Below are 22,135 nucleotides of genomic sequence, written 5' to 3' on the forward strand. Positions count from 1 at the left end.
TGTGTATTTACCCATAGATCCCCCAAGGGTTGGATTGGTGTCCAACTTCTTGGGGACAGTCCAGTACGGCGAAGAGGCCGAAGCCTCGGTGATCCTGTGGGAGCGGGTTTACCCGCGAAAGGGCCGGCACAGGCGGTGCAAAATCAACTGGCCAACGGATCCTTCCCGGTTACCGTCACCCCCCGCGTCGCCGCCTCGGCACTGGCCTTCAACGCCTCCAGTTCCGCAGCACTGCGCTCGATGTCCGAACGCAAGCGGTGATACTCCTGCCGGTGCCGCTGCCACCAGGCCTTGGTCGCACAATGCCCGCTGAAGCCCCGAGCCAGTGCCAAGCCGCCAACTGCGATCTGCAACAACCCGACCAGGCCGCCGTGGCGCAGCCCCTTGCTGACCATCAACGCGCCGCCAGCCAGCGAACTGGCGCGCTCCAGGCCGTGAACGTTCTTGTCTTGCGATGTCGCTGCCGAATGGATATCAAGCATGGCAAGGTCTCCGTCTGAAGTGTATGCAGGTGACCTGTCGGCCGCCGCCATCGTTCAGTCGGCTATTTGAACCTGGGCCCCGAACGGGTATTCAGCCCCTTGGCCATGCGGTCATACAGCACCACATTCACCGTCGCTGCGAGGTTCATGCAGCCCTCGGTCGGAATGTAGATGGTCTCTTCGCACCATGCCCGCACATCGGCACTGAGGCTGCCGTCTTCCGGCCCGAAGATGTAGATGGCCCGATCCGGGTGGGTGTATTCCGGCAATGGCCGCGCGCCTTCCACCAACTCCACGGCCACCGGCGTGCAGCCCAGCGGGATGATGCGCTGCAGGTCATCGATGCTGATCAGTGGGATGTCGTAGTGCACGCGCTTGGTGTCGGTGACGAAGTCACGCGCACGCTCGTAGCGTTTGCCGGTGTAGAACACCGAATTGACGCCATAGCAGCCCGCGGCGCGCATCACCGAGCCGACGTTTTCTGCCGACTTGGGGTTGAACAGGCCAATGCAGCTGTATCGTTTGTTTGCCACGTACCGGGGCCCTTCGCGAAAAAAAGCGCGATTATACGGGCTGCCCGGTAGCAGCGGGGCGGTGAATCGATGGTCAGTCTTTCTTCAGCATGCCCGCCAGCCCGGCGAACGGGTTGTGGGTGGCCTTGGCGATGCTCGGGGTGCTGGTGGAGCCTTCGCTGAAGTACTGCTGGTCGGTATAGCGCGAGTGCTCGTTGTCGTGGCAGTACAGGCACAGCAGCTCCCAGTTGGAGCCGTCCTGCGGGTTGTTGTCGTGGTTGTGGTCGCGGTGGTGCACGGTCAGCTCGCTCAGGCGCTTGCCGGAGAACTCGCGGGCGCAGCGGCCGCAGACGTGCGGGTACATTTTCAGGGCCTTGTCGCGGTAGCCCATTTCCTTGTCGCGCTTGGCATCGGCCAGGATGCGGTCCAGGCGCGCGGTGGCGGCGGCGGAAGAGGTGGAGCTCATGGTGTTTCCTTTGTTCTGATCAGGCAAATGACGGTTATGCGCTGAGTCTAGCGCGCTTGCGGGGCAGGCGGACAGGCGAAAGCTTTGATTTAGGCGTAGCCTGTAGGAAGGTTCCCGACAGGAGGTTGCTGATGTTTCGCGCGATCCTCGTTGTGCTGTTGTTGGCCGGCCTGCCCATGGCCGAAGCTGCCAGCACGCCACCCCGGTTGAGCACGCCGGTGCCCGGTGCACCGGGTACGCCTACGCCTACGCCATATCCGCAGATTACCCCGAGTACGCCGCCCAAGGCCTATGACAGCCAGCCGGGGGCGCCACTGTTACCGCCGATGCCCGTGCCCGGGCCGCCGAAAGACCAGCCATTGCCGGGGTTGCGCCAGGACCCGCCGAAGCAGCCGGTGCAGGATGATTGAATTCAGCCGGCTGCCCCGGTTTTCTGTGGGAGCGGGTTTACCCGCGAAGCAGGCGCCGCGGTGGATGGCACGGGCTTCGCCCGTGTTCGCGGGTAAACCCGCTCCTACAGGGATCGCGCAGGATCCAGGGCATGCACGGTACCTGTGGGAGCGGCCTTGTGTCGCGAAAGGGGCGCAAAGCGCCCCCAGCTTTCTCAAACGATACCTAGCTCGCCGAACACGAACGCGTACTCAAGGGCCACATCCTTGAGCCCCTGATACCGCCCGCTCATCCCGCCATGCCCAGCCCCCATCTCGGTCTTGAGCAGCAGCAGGTTATCGTCGGTCTTTCGCGTGCGCAGCCGCGCCACCCACTTGGCCGCTTCCCAGTACTGCACGCGGCTGTCGTTGTAGCCCGCCACCACCAGCATCGCCGGGTAGGCCTGTTCCTTCACGTTCTCGTACGGTGCATAGGCCTTGATCCGCTCATACACCTCCGGCTCCTCAGGGTTACCCCATTCGTCGTACTCGGTCACGGTCAGCGGCAGCTCGGGGTCGAGCATGGTGTTGAGCACGTCGACGAACGGCACTTCGGCAATCGCACAGCGGAACAGCTCGGGGCGCAGGTTGAGCACAGCGCCCATCAGCAGGCCACCAGCGCTGCCGCCACTGATGGCCAGGCGGTCGGCAGCCGTGACACCCTCGGCGATCAGGTGCTCGGCACAGGCGATGAAGTCGCTGAAGGTGTTGTGCTTGTGCTCCTGCTTGCCGGCGCGGTACCAGGCTTCGCCCAGTTCGCCACCACCACGCACATGAGCGATGGCAAAGGCCACGCCGCGCTCCAGCAGGCTCAGGCGCGCGTGCGAGAACCACGGGTCGAGGCTTTCGCCATAGGCGCCGTAGCCATAAAGGTACAGCGGCACGGTCTGGCCCAGGTCCTGGCGGCGGCGCACCAGGCTGATCGGCACCCGGGTGCCGTCCGCTGCGGTAGCCCACAGGCGCTCGCTGACATAGTCGTCGGCATCGAACGGCCCCAGCACCGGGGTTTGCTTGAGCACCGCCTGGGCACCGCTGGCCAGCTCCAGCTGGCGTACCTGGGCTGGGCGGTTGAGTGCTTCGTAGCGCAGGCGCAGGCGTGGGCTGGCGAATTCCAGACTGTCCTGCACGTACAGGCTGTAGGCCGCGTCGGGCAGTTCGACGCGGTAGGGTGCCAGGCCCTGCGGGCGTACCTCGATGATCGGCAGGCCGCCTTCGCGCAGGCTCAGGGTCAGCGCGCCGGCATTCAGGCTGAGGCCTTCGAGCATGATCGCGTCGCGGTGCGCTACCAGCACCTGCCATTGCTCACGGCTGGGCACTGGTGCGACCGGGGCGTGGTACAGGGCGAAGTTGATGCCGTCCTGGTTGGTGCGGATGAACCAGCGCCACTGGCCGTCGAGCTGGCCGTGGTCGGGGAAGTACTCATGGCCTTCGACCCGTGGCGCCAGGCAGGTGAACGGTGCCTGCGGAGTTTCCGCGTCCAGTACCCAGGCTTCGCTGGTGGTCTTGCTGTTGAGCAGCAGCACCAGCTGGCGTTCGGAGCTGGTGCGGTAGCAGTGCAGGAAGAAGCGCCCATCGGGCTCCTCGAACACGGTCTGCGCGCCGTCGTTGCCCAGGGTGTGGCGACGCAGGCGCCACGGGCGGTGGGTCTCGTCCAGTTCGGCGAAGAACAGCGTCTGGCTGTCGTTGGCCCAGGTCAGGCTGCCGTCGCAGTCGTCGAAGGGCAGGGAGGTGACGCTGCCACTGGCCAGGTCCTTCACGTACAGGGTGAAGATTTCGTCGCCACTGGTGTCCAGGCTGTAGGCCAGCAGGCGGTGGTCAGGGCTGACGTTGAACGCGCCGAGGGACAGGAAACCGCCATTGGCCAGGGCGTTGGGGTCGAGCAGCAGTTGCTCCTGGCTTTCATCTACCGTGTTGGAGTCGTCGGCCGGGCGCGGGCAGCGGTAGTGACGCGGGTACTCGTCGCCTGCGGTGGTACGGGTGTAGTACAGGTAGGGGCCCCAGGGCGCCGGCAGCGACAGGTCGGTTTCCAGGATGCGGCCCTTGATCTCTTCGAACAGTTGTTCGCGCAGCGGCGCCTGGTCGGCCAGGCAGGCTTCCTGGTAGGCGTTTTCGGCCTGCAGGTAGGCAAGCACCTCAGGGGTGTCACGCTGTTGCAGCCAGGCGTACGGGTCGGTGGCCTGGGCCTGGTGGGCAATCGGGGGTTGGGGCTTGGTTGGCATTGAGGATCTCTTGATTGGGGTTGCCTGTGCCGGCCTCTTCGCGGGCTTGCCCGCTCCCACAGGTTCACCACAGTTGTTGAAAGCTGTGCGGTCCCTGTGGGAGCGGGCAAGCCCGCGAAGAGGCCGGTACAGGCAAACACTGTCTGCGCCCGGAAAAGTGTTTATCATAGGCATCTCTTTGCCTGGCTTGCACGAACACCATGACCGAGAACGACTACACCCTCGCCTGGGGCCTTTACGCCGTTGCCGCCCTGGGCTGCCTGATGGTGGGCTTCAAGCTCACCGGCTGGATGTGGCGCTGGCTGCGCGAACCGCTGCGGGTGGTGCTGGCGGTGCTGCTGCTGACCCCGACCATCGTCGACCCGGTCAAGGACAGCTTCGCCCCGGCGATTGCCATCACCGCCCTGGATGTCGCCTTCAAGGTCGGCAACAACGCCTGGCGCGCGGTTTCCGACTTCGCCATGTACGGCATGGGCGCGTTTTCCCTGTATTTCCTCTTCGTGCTGCTGCGCTTTCCGCTGGAGAAACGCGCCCGCGAGCGCCGCGCGCAGGTCGAGGCCGCTGCCCAGCGCCAGGCTGCCGAAGATGACCAGCTTGGCGCCCAGGCCCCGCTGGCCGCAGAGCGCCGCGACCGTTACCGTGATGCGCCACCCCCTGTCGCCCCAGCCGTCTCCCGCGGCAGCGGCCGGGTCGAGCCCCGTCTGTAAGCGGAGACACGCCTATGTGCGAACTGCTGGGCATGAGTGCCAACGTCCCCACCGATATCGTCTTCAGCTTCACCGGCCTGATGCAGCGCGGCGGTCGTACCGGCCCGCACCGTGACGGCTGGGGCATCGGCTTCTACGAAGGCCGTGGCCTGCGCCTTTTCCAGGACCCGGCTGCCAGCAGCGAGTCGGAAGTGGCCAACCTGGTGCAGCGTTACCCGATCAAGAGCGAAGTGGTCATTGGCCATATCCGCCAGGCCAACGTCGGCAAGGTATGCCTGTCCAACACCCACCCGTTCGTGCGAGAGATGTGGGGCCGCAACTGGTGCTTCGCGCACAACGGCCAGCTGGGCGACTTCAAGGGCCAGGCCAGTTTCTACCGGCCGGTGGGCGATACCGACAGCGAGGCGGCCTTCTGCGACCTGCTCAACCGCATCCGCAGCGCCTTCCCCGAGCCCGTTCCGGTGGAACAGCTGCTGCCGGTGCTGGTCGAAGCCTGTGCCGGCTACCGCGGCCAGGGCGTGTTCAACTGCATGCTCAGCGACGGCGACTGGCTATTCTGCTTCTGTTCAACCAAGCTGGTGCACATTACCCGCCGGGCACCTTTTGGTGCGGCGCGGTTGAAGGACGTCGACCTGATCGTCGATTTTCACACCGAAACCACCCCTAACGACGTGGTCACGGTGATCGCCACCGAGGCCCTGACCGAGAACGAGACCTGGCAGCGTTACGAGCCGGGTCAGTGGGCCCTGTGGCGGCACGGCGAGTGCGTGGCGCACGGCCAGAGCTAAGGACGCGGCATGTTCAGAAGTTACCTGCGGTTGCTGTTGTTCACCTTCGGCCTGCTGGCCGGTATCCAGGTCCCGGGGCTGGTGAAGGACTACAGCCAGCGGGTCGAGGCGCACCTGTTCGAATCCCGCGAGGCGCTCGACGGCTTCCGGCAGACCGCCGAACGTTTCTTCAATGGCGACCTGCAGGCGCTGCTGCGGCATTACCGCAGCAGCGACGACCCAGTGTTCAACAGTGATGCCAACAGCATTGAAAGCCTGATGATCCGCAACGAACTGCTGGAAAACGAATGGCAGGCGCTGCAAGCGCCATGGGCGCAGCGTACCTGGCACGTACTGGTACAGGCCGACCCGCAGTTGCGCGAAGAAACCCTCAATGGCTACAGCTACCAGATCCTGCTGGTGCCCGAGGCGGTTGGCTGGGGGCTTGGTGCAGGGTTTGTGCTGGCATTCGTGATCGAGAGCCTGTTGCTGGCAATTGGCTGGGTGATCCTGGGCGGGCGGCGTGGGGCGGTGAAAGAGAGCTGGCGCTGATTTTTGCTGCGCCTGTGCCGGCCCTTTCGCGGGTGAACCCGCTCCCACAGGTACTGCGCAGCCCTCAAGACCTGTGGTGACTCTGTGGGAGCGGGTTTACCCGCGAAGAGGCCAGCACAAGCACTGCAAATCTGTCAGACCAACACAATCCGCTGCCCACCCACATCCCGCGCATACCGCTCCAGCACCTGCCGGCAAACCCCGACCACTTCATCCACCAACGCCACCCCGGTCTGCCAGGCCACCACCAGCTCCAGGCTCGGCGGCGGTTGCAGCCCCTGCAGCAATACCAGCTCACCCCGGCTCAACTCGGCATCCACCAGCGCCGGCGGCAACGCACCAATGCCAAAACCGTCACGCAACAGCCGGGTAATCGCCGCCACCGAGTTCACGCAGTTCAGCCGCGGCGTTTCGGCCCCCGCGCCCTGCAGCAGGCTCAGCACTTCCTGGTGCGGCCGCGAGTTCTTCGAGAAGGTGATGATGCGTTCCCGCCCAAGCTCGGCCAGCGAGGCATAGTCGCGGTGCTGGTGCGAGCCGGAGGCCACCACCCAACCCATGGGGTAGCGCGCCAGGTCCAGGCTGCGGATCGATTGCTCGCGCAGCAGGTCGGTCTGCAGGATCACGTCGAGAAAGCCCTTCTGCAATTGCTCGCGAAGGTTCAGCGCAGTGTCGGCCACCAGTTCGATCTCCACCTGCGGGTAACGCTCGGTCAGCTCCGCCACCAGTGCGCTCATCCAGGTGTGGATCACCGTGTCCATCACCCCGATACGGATGCGCCCGACCTTGGCCCGGTCGCTGTCCAGCGACTGCTTCATGGCCTTGGCGGTTTCCAGCATGCGCTCGGCATATTCCAGCACCTTGCCGCCTTCCGGGGTCAGGCTGACGCCACGTGAGTCGCGCAGCAGCAGCTTCACGCCCAGGTCGGCCTCCAACGCGGCGATGCGGCTGGAAACCGAGGCCTGGGTAGTGAACAGCTTTTCCGCGGTCAGGCGGAAGCTCTTGAGCCGGGCGACCCAGACGAAGGTTTCGAGGAAGCGAAGGTTCATGATCAGTTTTTCTTGTTCCAGACCGGCGGTTTTTCTCGTTGGACGCAAATGGCGCGGCGTCTGAACAATGGCAGCCAGGCCGCGACTCATTGTCGCCCATAAAACAATACCAACAAGCCGAGGCAAGCATGAACCCCACCGGCGTGCAGCAGCAGGTCAGCTCCCCATCTTCGTCCGGGCCCTTCGCCTGGTATCGCGACATCGACTCACAGCAGCGCCGCACCTTCTGGAGCTGCAAGATCGGCTACGGCCTGGACGGCATGGACACACAGATGCTCAGCTTCGTCATTCCCACGCTGATCATGCTGTGGGGCATCACCACCACCGAAGCCGGGTTGATCCACACCAGCACCTTGATCGCCTCGGCCGTGGGTGGCTGGGTGGCCGGCATTCTCTCCGACCGCATTGGCCGCGTGCGCACCCTGCAACTGACGGTGCTGTGGTTTGCCTTCTTCACCTTCCTCTGCGGCTTCGCCCAGAACTACGAACAACTGCTGATCGCCCGTACCCTGATGGGCTTCGGCTTTGGCGGTGAGTGGACCGCCGGCGCGGTGCTGATCGGCGAGGTGATCCGCGCCCAGGACCGTGGCAAGGCAGTGGGCATGGTGCAGTCCGGCTGGGCCCTTGGCTGGGGCCTCACCGCCATCCTCTACGCGCTGCTGTTCTCCTGGCTGCCGGCAGAGCAGGCCTGGCGCGCGCTGTTCCTGCTGGGCCTGGTACCGGCGATCTTCGTGATCTTTGTCCGCCGCCTGGTCAAGGACCCCGAGGTATATCGCGAGGCCAAGGCGGTGGAAAACGCCGAGGCACCTGCGCAGTTCTACGAAATCTTTGCCCCGGGGATGCTCTGGACCACCGTGCGGGCTTCCCTGCTGACCACCGGCGCACTGGGCGGCTACTACGCCATTACCTCGTGGCTGCCGACCTTCCTCAAGAACGAGCGCGGCCTGAGCGTGCTGGGTACCGGTGGCTATCTGGCCATGGTGATCGTCGGCTCCTACGTCGGCTACGTGGTCAGTGCGTACCTGTCCGACCTGCTGGGGCGCAAGAAGAACTTCATCCTGTTCGCCGTGGGCTCGTTCGTCATCGTGCTGCTGTACACGCAAATGCAGGTCAGCGACGGCGTGATGCTGTGGCTGGGCTTCCCGCTGGGCTTCTTCGCCTCGGGTATCTTCAGCGGCATGGGCGCGTTCCTCACCGAACTGTTCCCCACGCGTATCCGTGGTTCGGGGCAGGGCTTCTGCTACAACATCGGCAAGGTCATCGCAGCACTGTTCCCGCTGCTGATCGGCGTGCTCGGCCAGAAGGTACCGCTGGGTCTGGGTATCGGCGTGTTCTCCGCCGTGTCCTACGGGGTGGTGATCGTGGCGGCGTTGAGCCTGCCGGAAACCCGCGGCAAACAGCTGCAGGCGCGTTAAGGTAGGCATATGAACAACGACAACGGAGGCCGTGCAGTGGAACGCCTGCTACTCAATTGCGACATGGGCGAGAGCTTTGGCAGCTGGCGCATGGGCCTGGATGCCGAGGTCATGCCCTACATCGATTGCGCCAACATCGCCTGCGGTTACCACGCCGGTGACCCCGGCATCATGCGCCGGACCGTGGCCCTGGCGCTGGAGCACGGGGTGACCATCGGCGCGCACCCGGCCTACCCGGACCTGGTCGGCTTCGGCCGCCGCTCCATGGCCTGCAGCCCGGAGGAAATCCGCGACCTGCTGCATTACCAGATCGGTGCGCTGGACGGTATCTGCAAAGTGTTGGGCGGCCACGTGGCCTACGTGAAACCCCATGGTGCGCTGTACAACGACATGATGGCCGACCCGCTCAAGCTGCGCACCGTACTGGAGGCTGTGGCGGCCTATGGCGCAGAACTGCCGCTGATGCTGATGGCCACCGCCGACAACCGCGCCGCCCAGGCCCTGGGTGATGAGATTGGCGTGCCGCTGTGGTTCGAAGCATTCGCCGATCGCGCCTACACCGCCAGCGGCCATCTGGTGTCGCGTCGCCTGCCCGGCGCGGTGCACCACGACCCGGCACTGGTGGTGGAGCAGGCCGTGCGCCTGGCCCGCGGCGATACGCTCGTCGCGGACGATGGCAGTGCACTGAGGCTTGCGGCCAGTACCCTGTGCGTACACGGTGACAACGACAGTTCGGTGGCGGCTGTGCGGCAGATTCGCCAGGCTCTCGATGCCCTGGAGTCGCGATGAAACACCGTATTGAAGTCGTGGCCATCGACAGCCTGATGGTGCGCCTGTTCGACTCCATCAATGAGGGCAACATGCCGTGGATGCTTGCCGCCAGCCAGCGCTTGCACGCGACGTTCGGCAAGCACTTGCTGGACCTGGTGCCGTCCTACACCACGCTGATGGTGCAGTTCGACCTGCCGCCGGGGGAGGCGAGGGCGCTGATCATCCGAGCGCTGGAAGGCTTGCAGCCAGACACGGGCAGCGGTGGCCGCCGCCATGAGATCCCGGTGTGGTACGACGCCAGCGTCGGCCCGGAGCTGCCGGTGTTGGCGGCCCGCAGTGGCTTGAGTGAAGCAGAGGTGGTCCGCTTGCACAGCGAGCGCGAGTACCCCGTGTTCGCCCTGGGTTTCGCCCCCGGTTTCGGTTTCATGGGTCTGGTGGACGAACGCCTGGCCAGCCCGCGCCTTAGCACCCCGCGCAAGCGCGTGGCGGCCGGCAGCGTCGGCATTGCCGAGCGCCAGACGGCGGCCTATCCAGCGGTATCGCCGGGTGGCTGGAACCTGATCGGGCGTACCCCGGTGCGCCTGTTCGACCGTGAACGCGAGGGCTACAGCCTGTTGCAACCCGGTGACCGGGTGCGCTTCGTGCCGGTTTCGCGCAACGAGTTCGTGGCGTTGGGCGGTGATGTGGAGGCACAAGCATGAAGCAGTTGAAGATCGAGGCCAGTACTCCGCTGTGCCAATTGCAGGATGCCGGGCGCTTTGGCGTACGCCATTTGGGCGTGACCCAGGGCGGGGCGCTGGACTGGGTGGCGATGCACTGGGCCAACTGGCTGCTGGGCAACCCGTTGGCGGCGCCGGTGGTCGAGGTGGCGCTAGGTGGTTTCTGTTTAGTCGCCGAGCAGGATTGTGTGCTGGCCCTGGCCGGTGCCGACCTGGATGCCCGTGTCGATGATCAGCCGCTGGCGCCCTGGCGCAGCTTTGCGTTGGTCAAGGGCCAGCGGTTGACCCTGAAGCAGCCGAAGCAGGGCGTACGAGCGTATCTGGCGGCGCCTGGCGGGTTCCTCGGCGAGGATGTGCTGGGCAGTTGTGCCACCGTTGTGCGGGAAGAACTTGGCGGTATCGATGGTCAGGGTTCTGCGCTTGGCAAAGGCCACGTTCTGGCATTCTCAGGCACTTCGCCGACCCTGCGTGAGGTACCCGAAGCGCTGCGGCCAGAGTACCCACAAAAGCCAGTGCTTGACCTGGTGATCGGCGCACAGATCGGTGACTTCAGCGGTACCAGCCTGTTCGAGGCGTTCAACCGCGAGTGGACGTTGGACAGCCGTGCCGACCGCATGGGCATCCGCCTGCTGGGGCCGCAGCTGGTCTACCAGGGCGCGCCGATGATTTCCGAGGGGATTCCGCTGGGGGCGGTGCAGGTGCCGCCGGATGGGCAACCGATCGTGTTGCTCAATGACCGGCAGACCATTGGCGGTTATCCGCGGCTGGGGGCATTGACGCCGCTGGCGCTGGCGCAACTGGCGCAGTGCATGCCGGGGGCGGTGGTGCGGTTCAGGGCGGTGGTGCAGGATGAGGCGTGGCGGGAGCAGCAGGTATACCTGGACCGTTGGCGCTAAGGCTGCCGGCCTCTTCGCGGGTGAACCCGCTCCCACAGGTACCCCACAGGCCTCAAGGCTTGCGTAATACCTGTGGGAGCGGGTTTACCCGCGAAGAGGCCGGTACCGGCAACATCACTTGGACAGGTAACGCATCCCTTCCTCCAACCCCTGCAAGGTCAGCGGGTACATCTTGTCTTCGATCAAGTCCCGCACCAGGTGGGTCGATGCGGTGTAGTCCCAGGCCTGTTTCGGGTACGGGTTGATCCAGATGATCTTCCTGAATTTCTCCATGAAACGCTGCATCCACACATAACCGGCTTCTTCGTTCCAGTGCTCCACGCTGCCACCCGGCTGGGTAATCTCGTAGGGCGCCATGGCCGCGTCGCCGACGAACACAACCTTGTAGTCATCGCCGTACTTGTGCAGCAGGTCGAAGGTGGAATAGCGCTCCGAGGTGCGGCGCAGGTTGTTTTTCCACACCGACTCGTACACGAAGTTGTGGAAGTAGTAGTACTCCAGGTGTTTGAACTCGGTCTTGCACGCCGAGAACAGTTCTTCGCAGACCTTGACGTGGGCGTCCATCGAGCCACCGATGTCGAACAGCAACAGCAGCTTCACCGTGTTGCGCCGCTCGGGGCGCATCTGGATGTTCAGCAGCCCGGCATCCCGCGCGGTGTGGTCGATGGTGCCGTCGATGTCCAGCTCTTCGGCGGCGCCTTCACGGGCGAACTTGCGCAGCCGGCGCAAGGCCAGCTTGATGTTGCGCGTGCCCAGCTCCACCTGGTCGTCCAGGTTCTTGTATTCGCGCTGGTCCCACACCTTCACCGCCTTGCCCTGGCGCTTGCCGGCCTCGCCCACGCGGATGCCCTCGGGATTGAAGCCGCCCGAGCCGAACGGGCTGGTGCCGCCGGTGCCGATCCACTTGTTGCCGCCGGCGTGACGCTCCTTCTGCTCCTCGAGGCGCTTCTTGAACTCCTCGATCAGCTTGTCCAGGCCACCCAGCGACTGGATCTGCGCGCGTTCCTCGTCGGTCAGCGAACGCTCGAACTCCTTGCGCAGCCAGTCTTCGGGGATCAACGCCTCGATGTGCCGGTCCAGGTTCTCCAGGCCTTTGAAGTAGGCGGCGAAGGCACGGTCGAACTTGTCGAAGTGGCGCTCATCCTTCACCAGGATGGCGCGGGCGAGGTAGTAGAACTCGTCCATGTCGGCGAACACCACGCGCTTTTGCAGGGCCTGGTGCAGGTCGAGCAGTTCGCGTACCGACACCGGCACCTTGGCCGCGCGCATTTCATTGAACAGGTTGAGCAGCATGGCCCGGCTCCTGTCAGCGGTTGCCGCGCCGGCTCATGAAGGCCAGGCGCTCGAGCAGTTGTACGTCCTGCTCGTTCTTCACCAGCGCGCCGGCCAGCGGTGGAATGGCCTTGGTCGGGTCGCGTTCGCGCAGCACCGCTTCACCGATGTTGTCGGCCATCAGCAGCTTGAGCCAATCGACCAGTTCGGAGGTGGACGGCTTTTTCTTCAGGCCTGGTACCTTGCGCACGTCGAAGAACACGTCAAGCGCCTCGCTGACCAGCGACTGGCTGATGTTCGGGTAGTGCACGTCGACAATCTGCTGCAGGGTGGTGCGGTCGGGGAAAGCGATGTAGTGGAAGAAGCAGCGGCGCAGGAAGGCGTCCGGCAGCTCCTTTTCGTTGTTGGAGGTGATGATGATGATCGGGCGCTGCCTGGCCTTGATGGTCTCGTCGATTTCGTAGACGTAGAACTCCATCTTGTCGAGCTCTTGCAGCAGGTCGTTGGGGAACTCGATGTCAGCCTTGTCGATTTCGTCGATCAGCAGGATGACCCGTTCCTCGGCCTCGAAGGCCTCCCACAACTTGCCCTTTTTCAGGTAATTGCGCACATCGTGGACCTTGTCCACGCCCAACTGTGAGTCCCGCAGGCGGCTGACCGCGTCGTACTCGTAGAGGCCCTGGTGGGCCTTGGTGGTGGACTTGATGTGCCAGGTGATCAGGCGCGCACCGAACGAGGCCGCCAACTGCTCGGCAAGCATGGTCTTGCCGGTGCCGGGTTCGCCCTTGACCAGCAAGGGGCGTTCGAGGGTGATGGCCGCGTTTACCGCCAGTTTCAGGTCGTCTGTGGCGACGTAGTCGCGGGTGCCTTCGAACTTCATGGGTCTGTCCTCTGCTGGAAGCCTGCACCGGCCCTTTCGCGGGTAAACCCGCTCCCACAGTTACCCCACCTTTTCTGAGGTTTGTGGAATACCTGTGGGAGCGGGTTTACCCGCGAAGAGGCCAGCACAGGCAGCACATATTTTCGATTTGTCACCGACTATAACGCGGGGTTCGCCGACTGGAAACGCAGACCAGGTATTCAGTCCCTGAATGCCCCGTCACTCGATCCTAGTCGGAATCCGGCGCATCACGCTCATACCGCGCATTGAACGCCTCGATGAACCCGTTGCGCAGTATCTGCAGAAACGCCTCGAAGGCGCTGATATCCTGTTTGTGCACGCTGCCGCTGAGCTCTACCCGGGTCGCGAACTGGTTCTTCGGCTGGTTCTTCAATACCGTCTCGGTTGCACCTACCAGCGCTTCCCAGACCGAGCGGAAGAAGCCTTTGTCCTTCTCCTGCACATCCTGCTGCCAGTCGAACACATCCACATCCCGCAATAGTGGCTTGATGTACCCGTTCAATCGCCCGTTGGTCGCCTCGGCCTCTATCACCACATCGCCGTGCCCGGCATTGAAATCGAACTTGCCGTAGGCGCTGGCGAAGTCATTGAGCTTGCGCAGCTCGATACCCGTGGCGCGCAGGCGGAACTCGAAGTCGTCGAAATCGCTGAACGGGTCGAAGGTGGCGCGACTTTCCACCTTGGCATCGCCTACGATCAGCGCCGTGCCATCGAAGCTGGCATCACGTCGGCCCTTTTCGTCACGAATGTTGGTGAGGTTGCGAATACTGGCATCGAGCTGAGTGGCCTTGAGGTTGACTGGTGGTTTGGAGTTGAAGTTGCGGAAAGTCAGCACGCCGTTGTCGATGCGAACCTCGTTCAGGGTGATCGGCAGCAGTTTTTCCAGTTGCTGGCGCCAGTCGGTGCCCTGACCGGTCTGCGAGTTCTGTTTGTTGCCGCCATCGACGAAGTTGAGTTCCGGCCGGTCGAATATTACTTCGGCAACCACTGCGCGGTCGTACCAAAGGGCGTGCCAGCTCACCGACAGGTCGATCAGCGGTGCATCGAGAAACGGTACCGGCACCTTGCCGGTGGTCTTGACGATTTTCAGCCCGTTGATCTGGTATGCACCGCGCCACCAGGCCAGGTCCACATCGGCCACCTGGCCACGGTAGTCGCCCATGTCGGCCAGTTTGTCATTGAGGTAGTCGCGCACCAGATAGGGCAGGGCCAGGTGCAGCGCCAGCAACAGCACGATCAGGCTGGCCAGGCCGATCAACGGCCAGCGATAACGGGCTCTCATCGAAGTGTCTCCAACGCAGGATATGCGGTTGACCGCAACGAGTCCGCGTGAGTTCGAACAGGCTTTACGGGCCACCGGTGCGGGCTTACCCTTGAGGTCTTTCCCTGCTTTTTTTCATGCCAAGGACCCCTGCCATGAGCCGTATCTTTGCAGACAACGCCCATTCCATCGGTAACACGCCGCTGGTGCAGATCAACCGCATTGCCCCGCGCGGCGTGACCATCCTGGCCAAGATCGAAGGGCGTAACCCGGGCTATTCGGTCAAATGCCGCATCGGCGCGAACATGGTCTGGGACGCCGAAAGCAGCGGCAAGCTCAAGCCGGGCATGACCATCGTCGAACCGACCTCGGGCAACACCGGCATCGGCCTGGCCTTCGTCGCCGCAGCCCGTGGCTACAAACTGATGCTGACCATGCCCGCGTCCATGAGCCTGGAGCGCCGCAAGGTGCTGAAGGCTCTGGGCGCCGAGCTGGTGCTGACCGACCCGGCCAAGGGCATGAAGGGCGCCATCGAGAAGGCCAACGAAATCGTCGCCTCCGACCCGGCCCAGTACTTCCTGCCGGGCCAGTTCGAAAACCCGGCCAACCCGGCGATCCACGAAAAAACCACCGGCCCGGAAATCTGGAACGACACCGACGGCGCGGTCGACGTGCTGGTGGCAGGGGTCGGCACCGGCGGCACCATCACCGGTGTTTCGCGCTACATCAAGCATACGCAGGGCAAGGCGATCCTGTCGGTGGCAGTGGAGCCAGTGGCCTCGCCGCTTATCAGCCAGACCCTGGCCGGCGAAGAGCTCAAGCCCAGCCCGCACAAGATCCAGGGCATCGGCGCCGGCTTCGTGCCGAAGAACCTCGACCTGTCGATCGTCGACCAGGTGGAAACGGTGACCGACGAAGAGTCCAAGGCCATGGCCATCCGCCTGATGCAGGAAGAGGGCATCCTCTGTGGCATTTCCTGTGGTGCGGCGATGGCAGCGGCCGTGCGCCTGGCCGAAAAGCCGGAAATGCAGGGTAAGACCATCGTCGTGATTCTGCCGGACTCCGGCGAGCGCTACCTGTCGAGCATGCTGTTCAGCGACATGTTCAGCGAGCAGGAAAACCAGCAGTAATGGCCTTGCCGCTGATCCGGCGCAACGTTTGGCGGCTTGGTTTATTGCAAAATCTTCATGATTGAGTTGCCGCCCAGGCTGTTTTTACCCCGGCGGCATCAGTTTATGATGGCAGGATGATTTATCGGAGAGCAGGGCGAATGGCCCTGTTTCTTCCTCAAGGAGTGAAAGCATGACCTTTTCCTTTGCAGCCAAGGCGGGTGTCTTGCTGGTGTTTTTTGGCAGCGTGCTGTTCGTGCACCTGCGCGGCAAGGCTCGCTTGCCGGTGTTGCGCCAGTTCGTCAACCATTCGGCGCTGTTCGCCCCTTATAACAGCCTGATGTACCTGTTTTCCGGCGTACCGTCCAAACCCTACCTGGACCGTCAGCGCTTCCCCGAGCTGGACGTGCTGAAGGACAACTGGCAGGAAATCCGCGAAGAGGCCATGCGCCTGTTCGACGAGGGTTACATCCGCGCCGCCGAGAAGGATAACGACGCCGGCTTCGGTTCGTTCTTCAAGAAAGGCTGGAAGCGCTTTTACCTGAAGTGGTACGACAAACCGTTGCCTTCTGCCGAAACCCTGTGCCCGCGCACCGTCGAGCTGGTCAGCAGCATCCCAAACGTCAAGGGTGCGATGTTCGCCCTGCTGCCCGGCGGCAGCCACCTGAACCCGCACCGCGACCCGTTCGCCGGCTCCCTGCGCTACCACCTGGGCCTGTCCACCCCCAACTCCGATGCTTGCCGCATCTACGTCGATGGCGAGGAATATGCCTGGCGTGACGGCGAGGACGTGATGTTCGATGAAACCTACGTGCACTGGGTAAAGAACGAGACCGACGTTACCCGGGTTATCCTGTTCTGCGACATCGAACGCCCGCTGAGCAGCCCGCTGATGACTCGCATCAACCGCAAGGTCAGCGCCTTCCTCGGCCGTGCCACCGCGCCGCAGAACACTGATGACGAGCGCGTTGGCGGGATCAACCAGGCCTACGCCTGGAGCAAGCGCTTCAGCAACCGGATCAGTAGCCAGGTCAAGCAGTTCAAGCGCGCCAACCCCAAGGCCTACCGCGTGCTGCGGCCGGTGCTGGCGGCGGTGGTGGTGTACCTGTTGTATCACTGGCTGTTCTGATTTCTGCCTGTTGGGGCTGCCTTGCAGCCCATCGCGACACAAGGCCGCTCCTACAGCTACCGCGCCACTCCCTGGAATTGCGCAGAACCTGTGGGAGCGGCCTTGTGTCGCGATAGGGGCGCAAAGCGCCCCCGGCGTCCTCTCAGGAAACCACTCTGGTTCGGTGTTTATAGGGAATTATAGACAGACTATAGAGCGATTATAGATTGTGGTTGATGAGGGGCGCGCAGCCCCCTTTGCTGCCTCAAGCCGGCTCCAACGCCTCCACCACTTTCCCCCGGCTAAGGTGCACCACCTTGTCCGCCGTATCGAAATACCGGTCATCATGCGAAATCACGATGATGGTCTTGCCCAAACGCTTCAGGTCCGGCAGCAGCTCGGTGTAGAACACCCGGCGGAAGGTCGGGTCCTGGTCCGCCGCCCATTCGTCGAACACCAGCACCGGCCGCCCGTCCAGCCAGGCATTGACCAGTGCCAGGCGCTTGCGCTGGCCGGTCGACAGGTCGGTGGTGGTAAAGGCACCATCGCGCACGCTCACCTTGTGGGCGATCTCCAGCCGCTCCAGGTAGCGCGTGGCATCGCTGGGCAGGCTGTGTTCATGCTCGGGCAGGTCGTCGAACAGGTAGTAGTCGGCGAACACCGTGGTGAACAGCTGGCGATAGTCATCCAGCCCCTCCGGGCCGACGGCCTTGCCGTTCAGGCGCACTTCGCCGCGTTGCGGGGTGTACAGGCCCAGCAGCAGCTTGATCAGCGAAGTCTTGCCGCAGCCGTTCTCACCGACGATGAACAGGATCTCGCCCGGTTCGATGCTCAGGTTCACCGGCCCGACGCGGAACGGCTCGTTGCCGTCCACCGGCGGGTAGGCGTACTCGACGTTGTGCAGTTCCAGATGCGCGCTGGCCGGGGCGGCGCGCTTGACCGGCGGCTCCAGCAGCAGGTGCGGCTCGGGCGAGGAGAAGCGCTCGGACAGGTCGGCAATGCGCCGGAACGCCACCTGGGCGCGGCCGAGGATAGGCAGGTTGCCGATCAAGGTTTCCAGCGGGCCTTTCATGTACAGCAGCACCAGCACGAAGCCGCTCATCACCGCCGGGTCGTTGCTCGGCCATAGCGATTGCAGGGCCAGGGTCAGGCCGATGACCACGAAGAACAGCATCGACCCCAGGCTCTTGGCCGCGACGAAGATGTTGATGGCGCGGATATGGGTGTTGGCGATGAAGTCGGCGGTGCCCTGGATGTTGCGGGTCAGCATGGCATGGCGGCGGCGGCGGTCGATGCGCAGCTCCTTGGCGCCCTCGGCGATGGCCGAGTAGTGCTTCTGCAGGTTGTCTTCGGCATCGCGGGCGGCGTTGAAGCCGGCCACCCCTTTTTGCCTGGCCACGTACTGAATGCCACTGCCGATGCCGATGGCTGCCAGGGTGATGAGGAATATCGGCCACGACAGCCAGGCCAGGTAGGCCATGCAGCCAGTCACGGTGGTGAGCGAGATGGCCAGCGGGGCGAAGGCGAAGGCAAAGTCGCTGATGGTGTCGACGTCCCGGGTCAGCACCGGGATCAGGCGATGGGTGCGGTAGCGCTCGATCTGCTCGATCGGCGCCGACAGCACCTTGGCGCCGAGGTCCTTGCGCAGCCTGGCGATGACTTTCTGCCCAACGTAGTTGGTGCCGCTGTCGGCCGCCACGCTGCTGACCAGGGCCAGCACGCACAGGCCGGCGAAGGCCAGGATCACGCCCTGGCTCATGCCGCCAGCGGCATGCAGGCCCTGGTTGACGGTGGCCAGCAGGGCGGTCACGGCCAGGCCGCCGAGCATGCCCAGCAGCACCGAGACGATTACCGCCGGGCGGTAGGGTTTCAGTAGGCCCAGCAATTCGCGGATGGCCCCGGGGGAGGAGGTTTTCATGAAGCATGATCTCGCTGGTGAGGTGGGGGCGGGTCAGCTGCCGAGGGTGAGGGAGCCTTTCATCAAGGTGCTGTGGAACGGGAACGAGCAGTAGAAGCTGTACGCGGTACCTGCCTTCAGCGATCGGGTGTCGAGGCTGACGCTGTCTGTTTCACCGCCGCCGATCAGGCGGGTGTGGGCGAGCACCCGGGTGTCGCCGGGCTTCAGGTAGTCCAGGGCCTCGCCGGCTTTCTGGCCGTCGTCGAGCACGCCTTGCATGTCGGCCTGGGTACTCAGCACCCAGTTGTGGCCCATCACGTTCTTCGGCATGTCGCCAGGGTGGGTGAGCGTGACGGTGAACACGGCGCAGGCCTTGGGCACGATGATGGCGGCCTTGTCGAAGGTCATCTGGTCGGTGCCATGGATTTCCACGGCGCATTGCTGCGCCGACCAGGCGGCAGGGGCCACGGCGAGCAGGGCGAGGAGCAGAAGCTGGCGAGTCATGTACGGTTCCTGGGCGATAGAAGGGTGCACATCGTTCAGACGAACCGGCGCGCGCCGGCTTTACCTGTGAGTGCGGCCCAGCTGAATTTCCCCATCGCCCGCTCGTTCATTCAGTCAGGCGCCGACATGGCGCACATCCCGATTTCGCCGCCTATGCGGCCCTGGCCTGAGGTGACCGGACATGAGTGAACTGCTGAGCTTTGCGATCGAACCCCTGGACGCTGCACGCGGCAACCTGCCACTGCTGGTGCGCGCGCCGGAGCCGGGCATCGACCTGCTGGAAGCCTTTGCCGAGTTGCAGCCGCTGGTGGACCGGCACCTGCTGCAGGCTGGCGGCATCCTGTTTCGCGGCTTCGAGGTGGGTGGTGCCGAAGCTTTCCGCCAGTTCGCTGCTTCTTTCGGTCACCCGCTGCTCAACTACGAGTTTGGCTCCACCCCGCGCAGCAACGTGACCAAGGGCGTGTACACCTCCACCGAGTACCCGGCGCACCAGAGTATCCCCCTGCACAACGAGCAGGCCTATACCCTGGAATGGCCGATGAAGATCTGGTTCTACAGCGTGATCCCCGCCGAGACCGGTGGCGAGACGCCGATTGCCGACAGCCGCGAGGTGTACCGACGCATGCCGGCGCGCATTCGTGAGCGGCTGGTGGAGAAGGGGCTGATGTACGTGCGCAACTACGGCAACGGCCTTGATGTGGAATGGTCGCAGGTGTTCAACACTGAAGACCCGCGCCAGGTCGAGGCCTATTGCCGGGCGCATGCCATCGAGTGCATCTGGAAGGATGACGGCGAATTGCGCACCCGCCAGCGCTGCCAGGTGGTGGCGCGCCACCCGGTGACCGGGGAGGACGTGTGGTTCAACCAGGCGCACCTGTTCCATGTGTCGAACCTGCAGCCAGAAGTGCGCGAGTCGTTGATGGACATCGTCGAGGAAGAGGACCTGCCGCGTAACGTGTACTACGGCGACGGTACGACCATCGAGGATTCGCTGCTCGATGAAGTGCGCGGGGTGCTGGATGAATGCACCATCAGCTTTCCTTGGCTGGAGAATGATGTGCTGATGCTGGATAACATGCTCGCGGCGCATGCGCGGTCGCCGTTTACCGGCAAGCGCAAGGTGGTGGTGGCGATGGCGCAGGGGCATTCCGAGTTGTTGCGCTGACAGTTCTCAAGGTGCTGCAAGGCCCCTGTGGGAGCGGCCTTGCGTCGCGATGCGCCGTGCGGGCGGCGCTCGATCTCACAGGCGCTGAAGCTGTCATGGCGAACACCTGTCAGCCCAGATGCCTTCCCAACCCATGCCCCTGCAACCTACAAGAATTCCAGACTCTTCCTACGCCTCGGGACTGGCAACTCCACCCCCTGCGAAATACCCTACAACCTCTGTCGACACGCGTCTGATTGTTCCTGCAAATCTCCCACTCTAGGCTTTGCCCGTCGCTGACGGTTCAGCGATCGGGTGTGGAAACCTGCAGCAAGCATTTCAGGTTATGTCGTTCATGGCGGCTGTACCCGGGAGGCCTCGTGCCTACCGAGTTTCTCTGAATGCACTCGGGTTTCCACCCCGTGTACAGCCGCCACCCTTCGTGTGGAAACGGAAGAGGCGGTCAACGAGCATTCAGGAAAACCCATGACAGACGAAACCAAAACCACCCCCGGCGTTACCTACTTCTACCAAGGCGAAGGCCAAACCCATCCGCTGTTCCGTATCGCTGAGGGCATCCCCTGCCGCAGCGCCCGCGAGCAAGCCTCGGAACTGATGGGCTATGCACGCGACTTGTCACTGACCGGCTTGATGGATGGCGATCAGCAGATGCTCTGGGCTTCGCATTACTTCGCAGCCATGGCCAAGGCGCTGCTGGATGATGCCGAGTTGGGTTTGCTGCGCTGATCCTTGTATTGGCTGGGCTAGCCCTTTCGCGGCTAAAGCCGCTCCTACAGGGATTGTGCATGCCTCAGGGTATGCACAACTCCTGTGGGAATGGGTTCATCTGGGGCAGGTTCCAGCAGGCAAGGTTTGGCTGATCGAGTTATTTCGTGAATGGTGCGTAACCTGACAAGAATCCAAAGAGCGCGGCCATAGGCATCCAGCAAGCAATTAACCACATAACATTTGCCCAAGTTATTTGTGAATTTTGCAGCCCGCAAGCATCACCTTCGCAGACATTGACTACCTACTGTTTGGCGAACTCTCAGATGGTGTGTTGCGTTGTCTCTGTTGTGGCTAAATAATGAAGTAGTTTATGACTAGCCAAGTGAATCCGGTTGTGCTTAACCATGATGCGATAACTATTTTGGTTTTCAATGGCTTGGGGAATTGCTCATAATCTTCTTTGTCAAGTAGGCCTCTGCGAATACTTGAGATTGGGAAAGTGATGGCGCCTGCTACCATGAAAATCACCAGCATTCTTGAACGTATGCCTTTCTCTCCCCAAAGGGTTATGGCGTATGAAAGACATGGGCTTCGGTGAAGTGCTGTGACCATTTGTTTATATTGCTGAGAAATTGCAATGTGAAAGTCCATTGCAAGTGCGGTCAAGCCGAGGCAGAAAGGTGAGGCTACTATAAATAGCCTTAATTTTATGTCCAGATGATCAATCATCTTGAAAGGCCTCGAAGATTACTTCACCTAATTCTTCGCCGCCGCCCATGCCTGCAATGCCCTCGACGATGGTGCCCGCTTGTCCACATAGCGGGCAGGGTGTAGTCGGCTCGCCTTGTAGCAGCCAGTTGCGGCCATGCACACGGCCCCTGGCTTGGCTGGCAATGCAGATGGCGCCTGTGGTGGTTTCGTCGCCGTCCAGGCCTTGGTATCGGCCGAAGATGTTCATGCGCATGCTCATGGCTCGCCTCTTTTTAAGGTGGAAGCCAGGAACCTAGCAGGCTGTTGGCGGGTATTTTCGGGGTGGAAGGGATTTAGGAAGGGGCCTACAAGGAATAGGGATTTGGACTACATGTTTTGTTGTGGCAATGCCCCTATGACTGCACCAGTCCGTTCCTCGGCTGTGCTTGCTTTGCCTTACCTTCGTCTCAAGACTTTTTACACAGAGGGATGGTCTGAAGTAGCCCCTGTTTTCCGGCTACTTCGCCATCGACACTTTCA

At 63.1% G+C, this 22,135-nt stretch carries 24 protein-coding genes; 12 read left to right on the forward strand and 12 right to left on the reverse strand.

Features of this window, described 5'->3' with window-relative positions:
- Positions 1 to 143 precede the first annotated feature (143 nt).
- The 3 genes from MJ643_RS28185 to MJ643_RS28195 form a co-directional block, all read right to left on the reverse strand.
- Complete coding sequence (locus tag MJ643_RS28185) at positions 144 to 482, reverse strand: DUF2892 domain-containing protein (RefSeq protein WP_013973761.1); 339 nt, start codon at positions 480 to 482, stop codon at positions 144 to 146.
- Positions 483 to 544: 62 nt separating this feature from the next.
- On the reverse strand, positions 545 to 1,015 hold the full coding sequence (locus MJ643_RS28190) for an RNA methyltransferase (RefSeq protein ID WP_013973760.1): 471 nt from the start codon (positions 1,013 to 1,015) through the stop codon (positions 545 to 547).
- 73 nt (positions 1,016 to 1,088) lie between these two features.
- The gene (locus MJ643_RS28195) at positions 1,089 to 1,460 is read right to left on the reverse strand and encodes a YajD family HNH nuclease (protein WP_003259546.1); all 372 of its coding nucleotides are present in this window, start codon (positions 1,458 to 1,460) and stop codon (positions 1,089 to 1,091) included.
- A gap of 131 nt (positions 1,461 to 1,591) precedes the next feature.
- On the opposite strand from MJ643_RS28195, the gene MJ643_RS28200 reads away from it, so the two are divergent.
- Positions 1,592 to 1,870 (forward strand): hypothetical protein, encoded by a 279-nt coding sequence (locus tag MJ643_RS28200; RefSeq protein WP_013973759.1) that lies wholly within the window; start codon positions 1,592 to 1,594, stop codon positions 1,868 to 1,870.
- A gap of 194 nt (positions 1,871 to 2,064) precedes the next feature.
- Here MJ643_RS28200 and MJ643_RS28205 read toward each other — a convergent pair whose 3' ends face one another.
- The gene (locus MJ643_RS28205; RefSeq protein ID WP_013973758.1) at positions 2,065 to 4,107 is read right to left on the reverse strand and encodes a S9 family peptidase; all 2,043 of its coding nucleotides are present in this window, start codon (positions 4,105 to 4,107) and stop codon (positions 2,065 to 2,067) included.
- Between the two features lie 200 nt (positions 4,108 to 4,307).
- On the opposite strand from MJ643_RS28205, the gene MJ643_RS28210 reads away from it, so the two are divergent.
- The 3 genes from MJ643_RS28210 to MJ643_RS28220 are packed head-to-tail and all read left to right on the forward strand — an operon-like array spanning position 4,308 to position 6,133.
- A complete protein-coding gene (locus MJ643_RS28210; protein WP_013973757.1) occupies positions 4,308 to 4,814 on the forward strand; it encodes a hypothetical protein in 507 nt (168 codons plus the stop codon).
- A gap of 14 nt (positions 4,815 to 4,828) precedes the next feature.
- Positions 4,829 to 5,602 carry a class II glutamine amidotransferase gene (locus MJ643_RS28215; RefSeq protein WP_013973756.1) on the forward strand — a complete coding sequence of 258 codons (774 nt, stop codon included), beginning with the start codon at positions 4,829 to 4,831 and terminating at the stop codon, positions 5,600 to 5,602.
- 9 nt (positions 5,603 to 5,611) lie between these two features.
- The gene (locus tag MJ643_RS28220; protein ID WP_023661383.1) at positions 5,612 to 6,133 is read left to right on the forward strand and encodes a DUF2937 family protein; all 522 of its coding nucleotides are present in this window, start codon (positions 5,612 to 5,614) and stop codon (positions 6,131 to 6,133) included.
- 134 nt (positions 6,134 to 6,267) lie between these two features.
- On the opposite strand, the gene MJ643_RS28225 is transcribed toward MJ643_RS28220, so the two are convergent.
- On the reverse strand, positions 6,268 to 7,179 hold the full coding sequence (locus tag MJ643_RS28225; RefSeq protein WP_023661382.1) for a LysR family transcriptional regulator: 912 nt from the start codon (positions 7,177 to 7,179) through the stop codon (positions 6,268 to 6,270).
- A 128-nt stretch (positions 7,180 to 7,307) separates the two neighbouring features.
- Between MJ643_RS28225 and MJ643_RS28230 the strand changes: the two genes are divergently transcribed.
- From MJ643_RS28230 to MJ643_RS28245, 4 genes are read left to right on the forward strand one after another with little or no spacing between them, the layout of a single operon-like run.
- Complete coding sequence (locus MJ643_RS28230; protein ID WP_013973753.1) at positions 7,308 to 8,594, forward strand: MFS transporter; 1,287 nt, start codon at positions 7,308 to 7,310, stop codon at positions 8,592 to 8,594.
- 9 nt (positions 8,595 to 8,603) lie between these two features.
- Positions 8,604 to 9,383: a 5-oxoprolinase subunit PxpA gene (locus MJ643_RS28235; RefSeq protein WP_013973752.1), complete on the forward strand. Its 780-nt coding sequence runs from the start codon at positions 8,604 to 8,606 to the stop codon at positions 9,381 to 9,383.
- Positions 9,380 to 10,066 carry a 5-oxoprolinase subunit PxpB gene (gene pxpB, locus MJ643_RS28240; RefSeq protein WP_013973751.1) on the forward strand — a complete coding sequence of 229 codons (687 nt, stop codon included), beginning with the start codon at positions 9,380 to 9,382 and terminating at the stop codon, positions 10,064 to 10,066. Before MJ643_RS28235 ends, pxpB begins: the two co-directional genes overlap by 4 nt.
- Positions 10,063 to 10,980, forward strand: coding sequence for a biotin-dependent carboxyltransferase family protein (locus tag MJ643_RS28245; protein ID WP_169775167.1), 918 nt, complete (start codon positions 10,063 to 10,065; stop codon positions 10,978 to 10,980). The genes pxpB and MJ643_RS28245 overlap by 4 nt, the downstream gene beginning before the upstream one ends.
- Positions 10,981 to 11,094: 114 nt before the next feature.
- Here the strand turns inward: MJ643_RS28245 and MJ643_RS28250 are convergent, their stop codons facing one another.
- The 3 genes from MJ643_RS28250 to MJ643_RS28260 form a co-directional block, all read right to left on the reverse strand.
- Positions 11,095 to 12,273: a VWA domain-containing protein gene (locus MJ643_RS28250; protein WP_013973749.1), complete on the reverse strand. Its 1,179-nt coding sequence runs from the start codon at positions 12,271 to 12,273 to the stop codon at positions 11,095 to 11,097.
- A 13-nt stretch (positions 12,274 to 12,286) separates the two neighbouring features.
- A complete protein-coding gene (locus tag MJ643_RS28255; RefSeq protein WP_013973748.1) occupies positions 12,287 to 13,132 on the reverse strand; it encodes a MoxR family ATPase in 846 nt (281 codons plus the stop codon).
- A 229-nt stretch (positions 13,133 to 13,361) separates the two neighbouring features.
- Entirely contained in the window at positions 13,362 to 14,435 is a 1,074-nt protein-coding gene (locus tag MJ643_RS28260; RefSeq protein ID WP_013973747.1) for a DUF748 domain-containing protein, read from the reverse strand.
- A 134-nt stretch (positions 14,436 to 14,569) separates the two neighbouring features.
- Here MJ643_RS28260 and cysK point away from each other — a divergent pair, with 134 nt between their 5' ends.
- Entirely contained in the window at positions 14,570 to 15,544 is a 975-nt protein-coding gene (gene cysK, locus MJ643_RS28265) for a cysteine synthase A (RefSeq protein WP_013973746.1), read from the forward strand.
- 172 nt (positions 15,545 to 15,716) lie between these two features.
- Entirely contained in the window at positions 15,717 to 16,652 is a 936-nt protein-coding gene (locus tag MJ643_RS28270) for an aspartyl/asparaginyl beta-hydroxylase domain-containing protein (protein WP_013973745.1), read from the forward strand.
- Between the two features lie 244 nt (positions 16,653 to 16,896).
- Here the strand turns inward: MJ643_RS28270 and MJ643_RS28275 are convergent, their stop codons facing one another.
- Together MJ643_RS28275 and azu are read right to left on the reverse strand one after the other, a co-directional pair.
- A complete protein-coding gene (locus MJ643_RS28275) occupies positions 16,897 to 18,549 on the reverse strand; it encodes a cyclic peptide export ABC transporter (protein WP_013973744.1) in 1,653 nt (550 codons plus the stop codon).
- A 33-nt stretch (positions 18,550 to 18,582) separates the two neighbouring features.
- The gene (gene azu / locus MJ643_RS28280) at positions 18,583 to 19,032 is read right to left on the reverse strand and encodes an azurin (RefSeq protein ID WP_024087574.1); all 450 of its coding nucleotides are present in this window, start codon (positions 19,030 to 19,032) and stop codon (positions 18,583 to 18,585) included.
- Positions 19,033 to 19,213: 181 nt separating this feature from the next.
- Between azu and MJ643_RS28285 the strand changes: the two genes are divergently transcribed.
- Positions 19,214 to 20,197, forward strand: coding sequence for a TauD/TfdA family dioxygenase (locus MJ643_RS28285; RefSeq protein ID WP_013973742.1), 984 nt, complete (start codon positions 19,214 to 19,216; stop codon positions 20,195 to 20,197).
- A gap of 465 nt (positions 20,198 to 20,662) precedes the next feature.
- Entirely contained in the window at positions 20,663 to 20,923 is a 261-nt protein-coding gene (locus MJ643_RS28290) for a DUF3077 domain-containing protein (RefSeq protein WP_015271332.1), read from the forward strand.
- A gap of 333 nt (positions 20,924 to 21,256) precedes the next feature.
- Here MJ643_RS28290 and MJ643_RS28295 read toward each other — a convergent pair whose 3' ends face one another.
- Together MJ643_RS28295 and MJ643_RS28300 are read right to left on the reverse strand one after the other, a co-directional pair.
- A complete protein-coding gene (locus MJ643_RS28295; RefSeq protein ID WP_013973740.1) occupies positions 21,257 to 21,634 on the reverse strand; it encodes a hypothetical protein in 378 nt (125 codons plus the stop codon).
- Positions 21,627 to 21,863 carry a hypothetical protein gene (locus MJ643_RS28300; protein WP_247727184.1) on the reverse strand — a complete coding sequence of 79 codons (237 nt, stop codon included), beginning with the start codon at positions 21,861 to 21,863 and terminating at the stop codon, positions 21,627 to 21,629. Before MJ643_RS28300 ends, MJ643_RS28295 begins: the two co-directional genes overlap by 8 nt.
- Between the last annotated feature and the right edge of the window lie 272 nt (positions 21,864 to 22,135).

Origin of the sequence: Pseudomonas sp. PNPG3 (assembly GCF_023093815.1) — a bacterium.
GTDB lineage: Bacteria > Pseudomonadota > Gammaproteobacteria > Pseudomonadales > Pseudomonadaceae > Aquipseudomonas > Aquipseudomonas asiatica.

Excerpts from the sequence above, each read along its gene's own strand:
- azu (WP_024087574.1), bottom strand. The coding sequence starts at position 19,032 with ATGACTCGCCAGCTTCTGCTCCTCGCCCTGCTCGCCGTGGCCCCTGCC.
- MJ643_RS28255 (WP_013973748.1), bottom strand. The coding sequence starts at position 13,132 with ATGAAGTTCGAAGGCACCCGCGACTACGTCGCCACAGACGACCTGAAA.
- MJ643_RS28210 (WP_013973757.1), top strand. The coding sequence starts at position 4,308 with ATGACCGAGAACGACTACACCCTCGCCTGGGGCCTTTACGCCGTTGCC.
- MJ643_RS28290 (WP_015271332.1), top strand. The coding sequence starts at position 20,663 with ATGACAGACGAAACCAAAACCACCCCCGGCGTTACCTACTTCTACCAA.
- MJ643_RS28230 (WP_013973753.1), top strand. The coding sequence starts at position 7,308 with ATGAACCCCACCGGCGTGCAGCAGCAGGTCAGCTCCCCATCTTCGTCC.
- MJ643_RS28215 (WP_013973756.1), top strand. The coding sequence starts at position 4,829 with ATGTGCGAACTGCTGGGCATGAGTGCCAACGTCCCCACCGATATCGTC.
- MJ643_RS28245 (WP_169775167.1), top strand. The coding sequence starts at position 10,063 with ATGAAGCAGTTGAAGATCGAGGCCAGTACTCCGCTGTGCCAATTGCAG.
- cysK (WP_013973746.1), top strand. The coding sequence starts at position 14,570 with ATGAGCCGTATCTTTGCAGACAACGCCCATTCCATCGGTAACACGCCG.
- MJ643_RS28220 (WP_023661383.1), top strand. The coding sequence starts at position 5,612 with ATGTTCAGAAGTTACCTGCGGTTGCTGTTGTTCACCTTCGGCCTGCTG.
- MJ643_RS28300 (WP_247727184.1), bottom strand. The coding sequence starts at position 21,863 with ATGAACATCTTCGGCCGATACCAAGGCCTGGACGGCGACGAAACCACC.
- MJ643_RS28195 (WP_003259546.1), bottom strand. The coding sequence starts at position 1,460 with ATGAGCTCCACCTCTTCCGCCGCCGCCACCGCGCGCCTGGACCGCATC.
- MJ643_RS28250 (WP_013973749.1), bottom strand. The coding sequence starts at position 12,273 with ATGCTGCTCAACCTGTTCAATGAAATGCGCGCGGCCAAGGTGCCGGTG.
- MJ643_RS28225 (WP_023661382.1), bottom strand. The coding sequence starts at position 7,179 with ATGAACCTTCGCTTCCTCGAAACCTTCGTCTGGGTCGCCCGGCTCAAG.
- MJ643_RS28270 (WP_013973745.1), top strand. The coding sequence starts at position 15,717 with ATGACCTTTTCCTTTGCAGCCAAGGCGGGTGTCTTGCTGGTGTTTTTT.
- MJ643_RS28275 (WP_013973744.1), bottom strand. The coding sequence starts at position 18,549 with ATGAAAACCTCCTCCCCCGGGGCCATCCGCGAATTGCTGGGCCTACTG.
- pxpB (WP_013973751.1), top strand. The coding sequence starts at position 9,380 with ATGAAACACCGTATTGAAGTCGTGGCCATCGACAGCCTGATGGTGCGC.
- MJ643_RS28260 (WP_013973747.1), bottom strand. The coding sequence starts at position 14,435 with ATGAGAGCCCGTTATCGCTGGCCGTTGATCGGCCTGGCCAGCCTGATC.
- MJ643_RS28235 (WP_013973752.1), top strand. The coding sequence starts at position 8,604 with ATGAACAACGACAACGGAGGCCGTGCAGTGGAACGCCTGCTACTCAAT.
- MJ643_RS28200 (WP_013973759.1), top strand. The coding sequence starts at position 1,592 with ATGTTTCGCGCGATCCTCGTTGTGCTGTTGTTGGCCGGCCTGCCCATG.
- MJ643_RS28205 (WP_013973758.1), bottom strand. The coding sequence starts at position 4,107 with ATGCCAACCAAGCCCCAACCCCCGATTGCCCACCAGGCCCAGGCCACC.
- MJ643_RS28185 (WP_013973761.1), bottom strand. The coding sequence starts at position 482 with ATGCTTGATATCCATTCGGCAGCGACATCGCAAGACAAGAACGTTCAC.
- MJ643_RS28295 (WP_013973740.1), bottom strand. The coding sequence starts at position 21,634 with ATGATTGATCATCTGGACATAAAATTAAGGCTATTTATAGTAGCCTCA.
- MJ643_RS28285 (WP_013973742.1), top strand. The coding sequence starts at position 19,214 with ATGAGTGAACTGCTGAGCTTTGCGATCGAACCCCTGGACGCTGCACGC.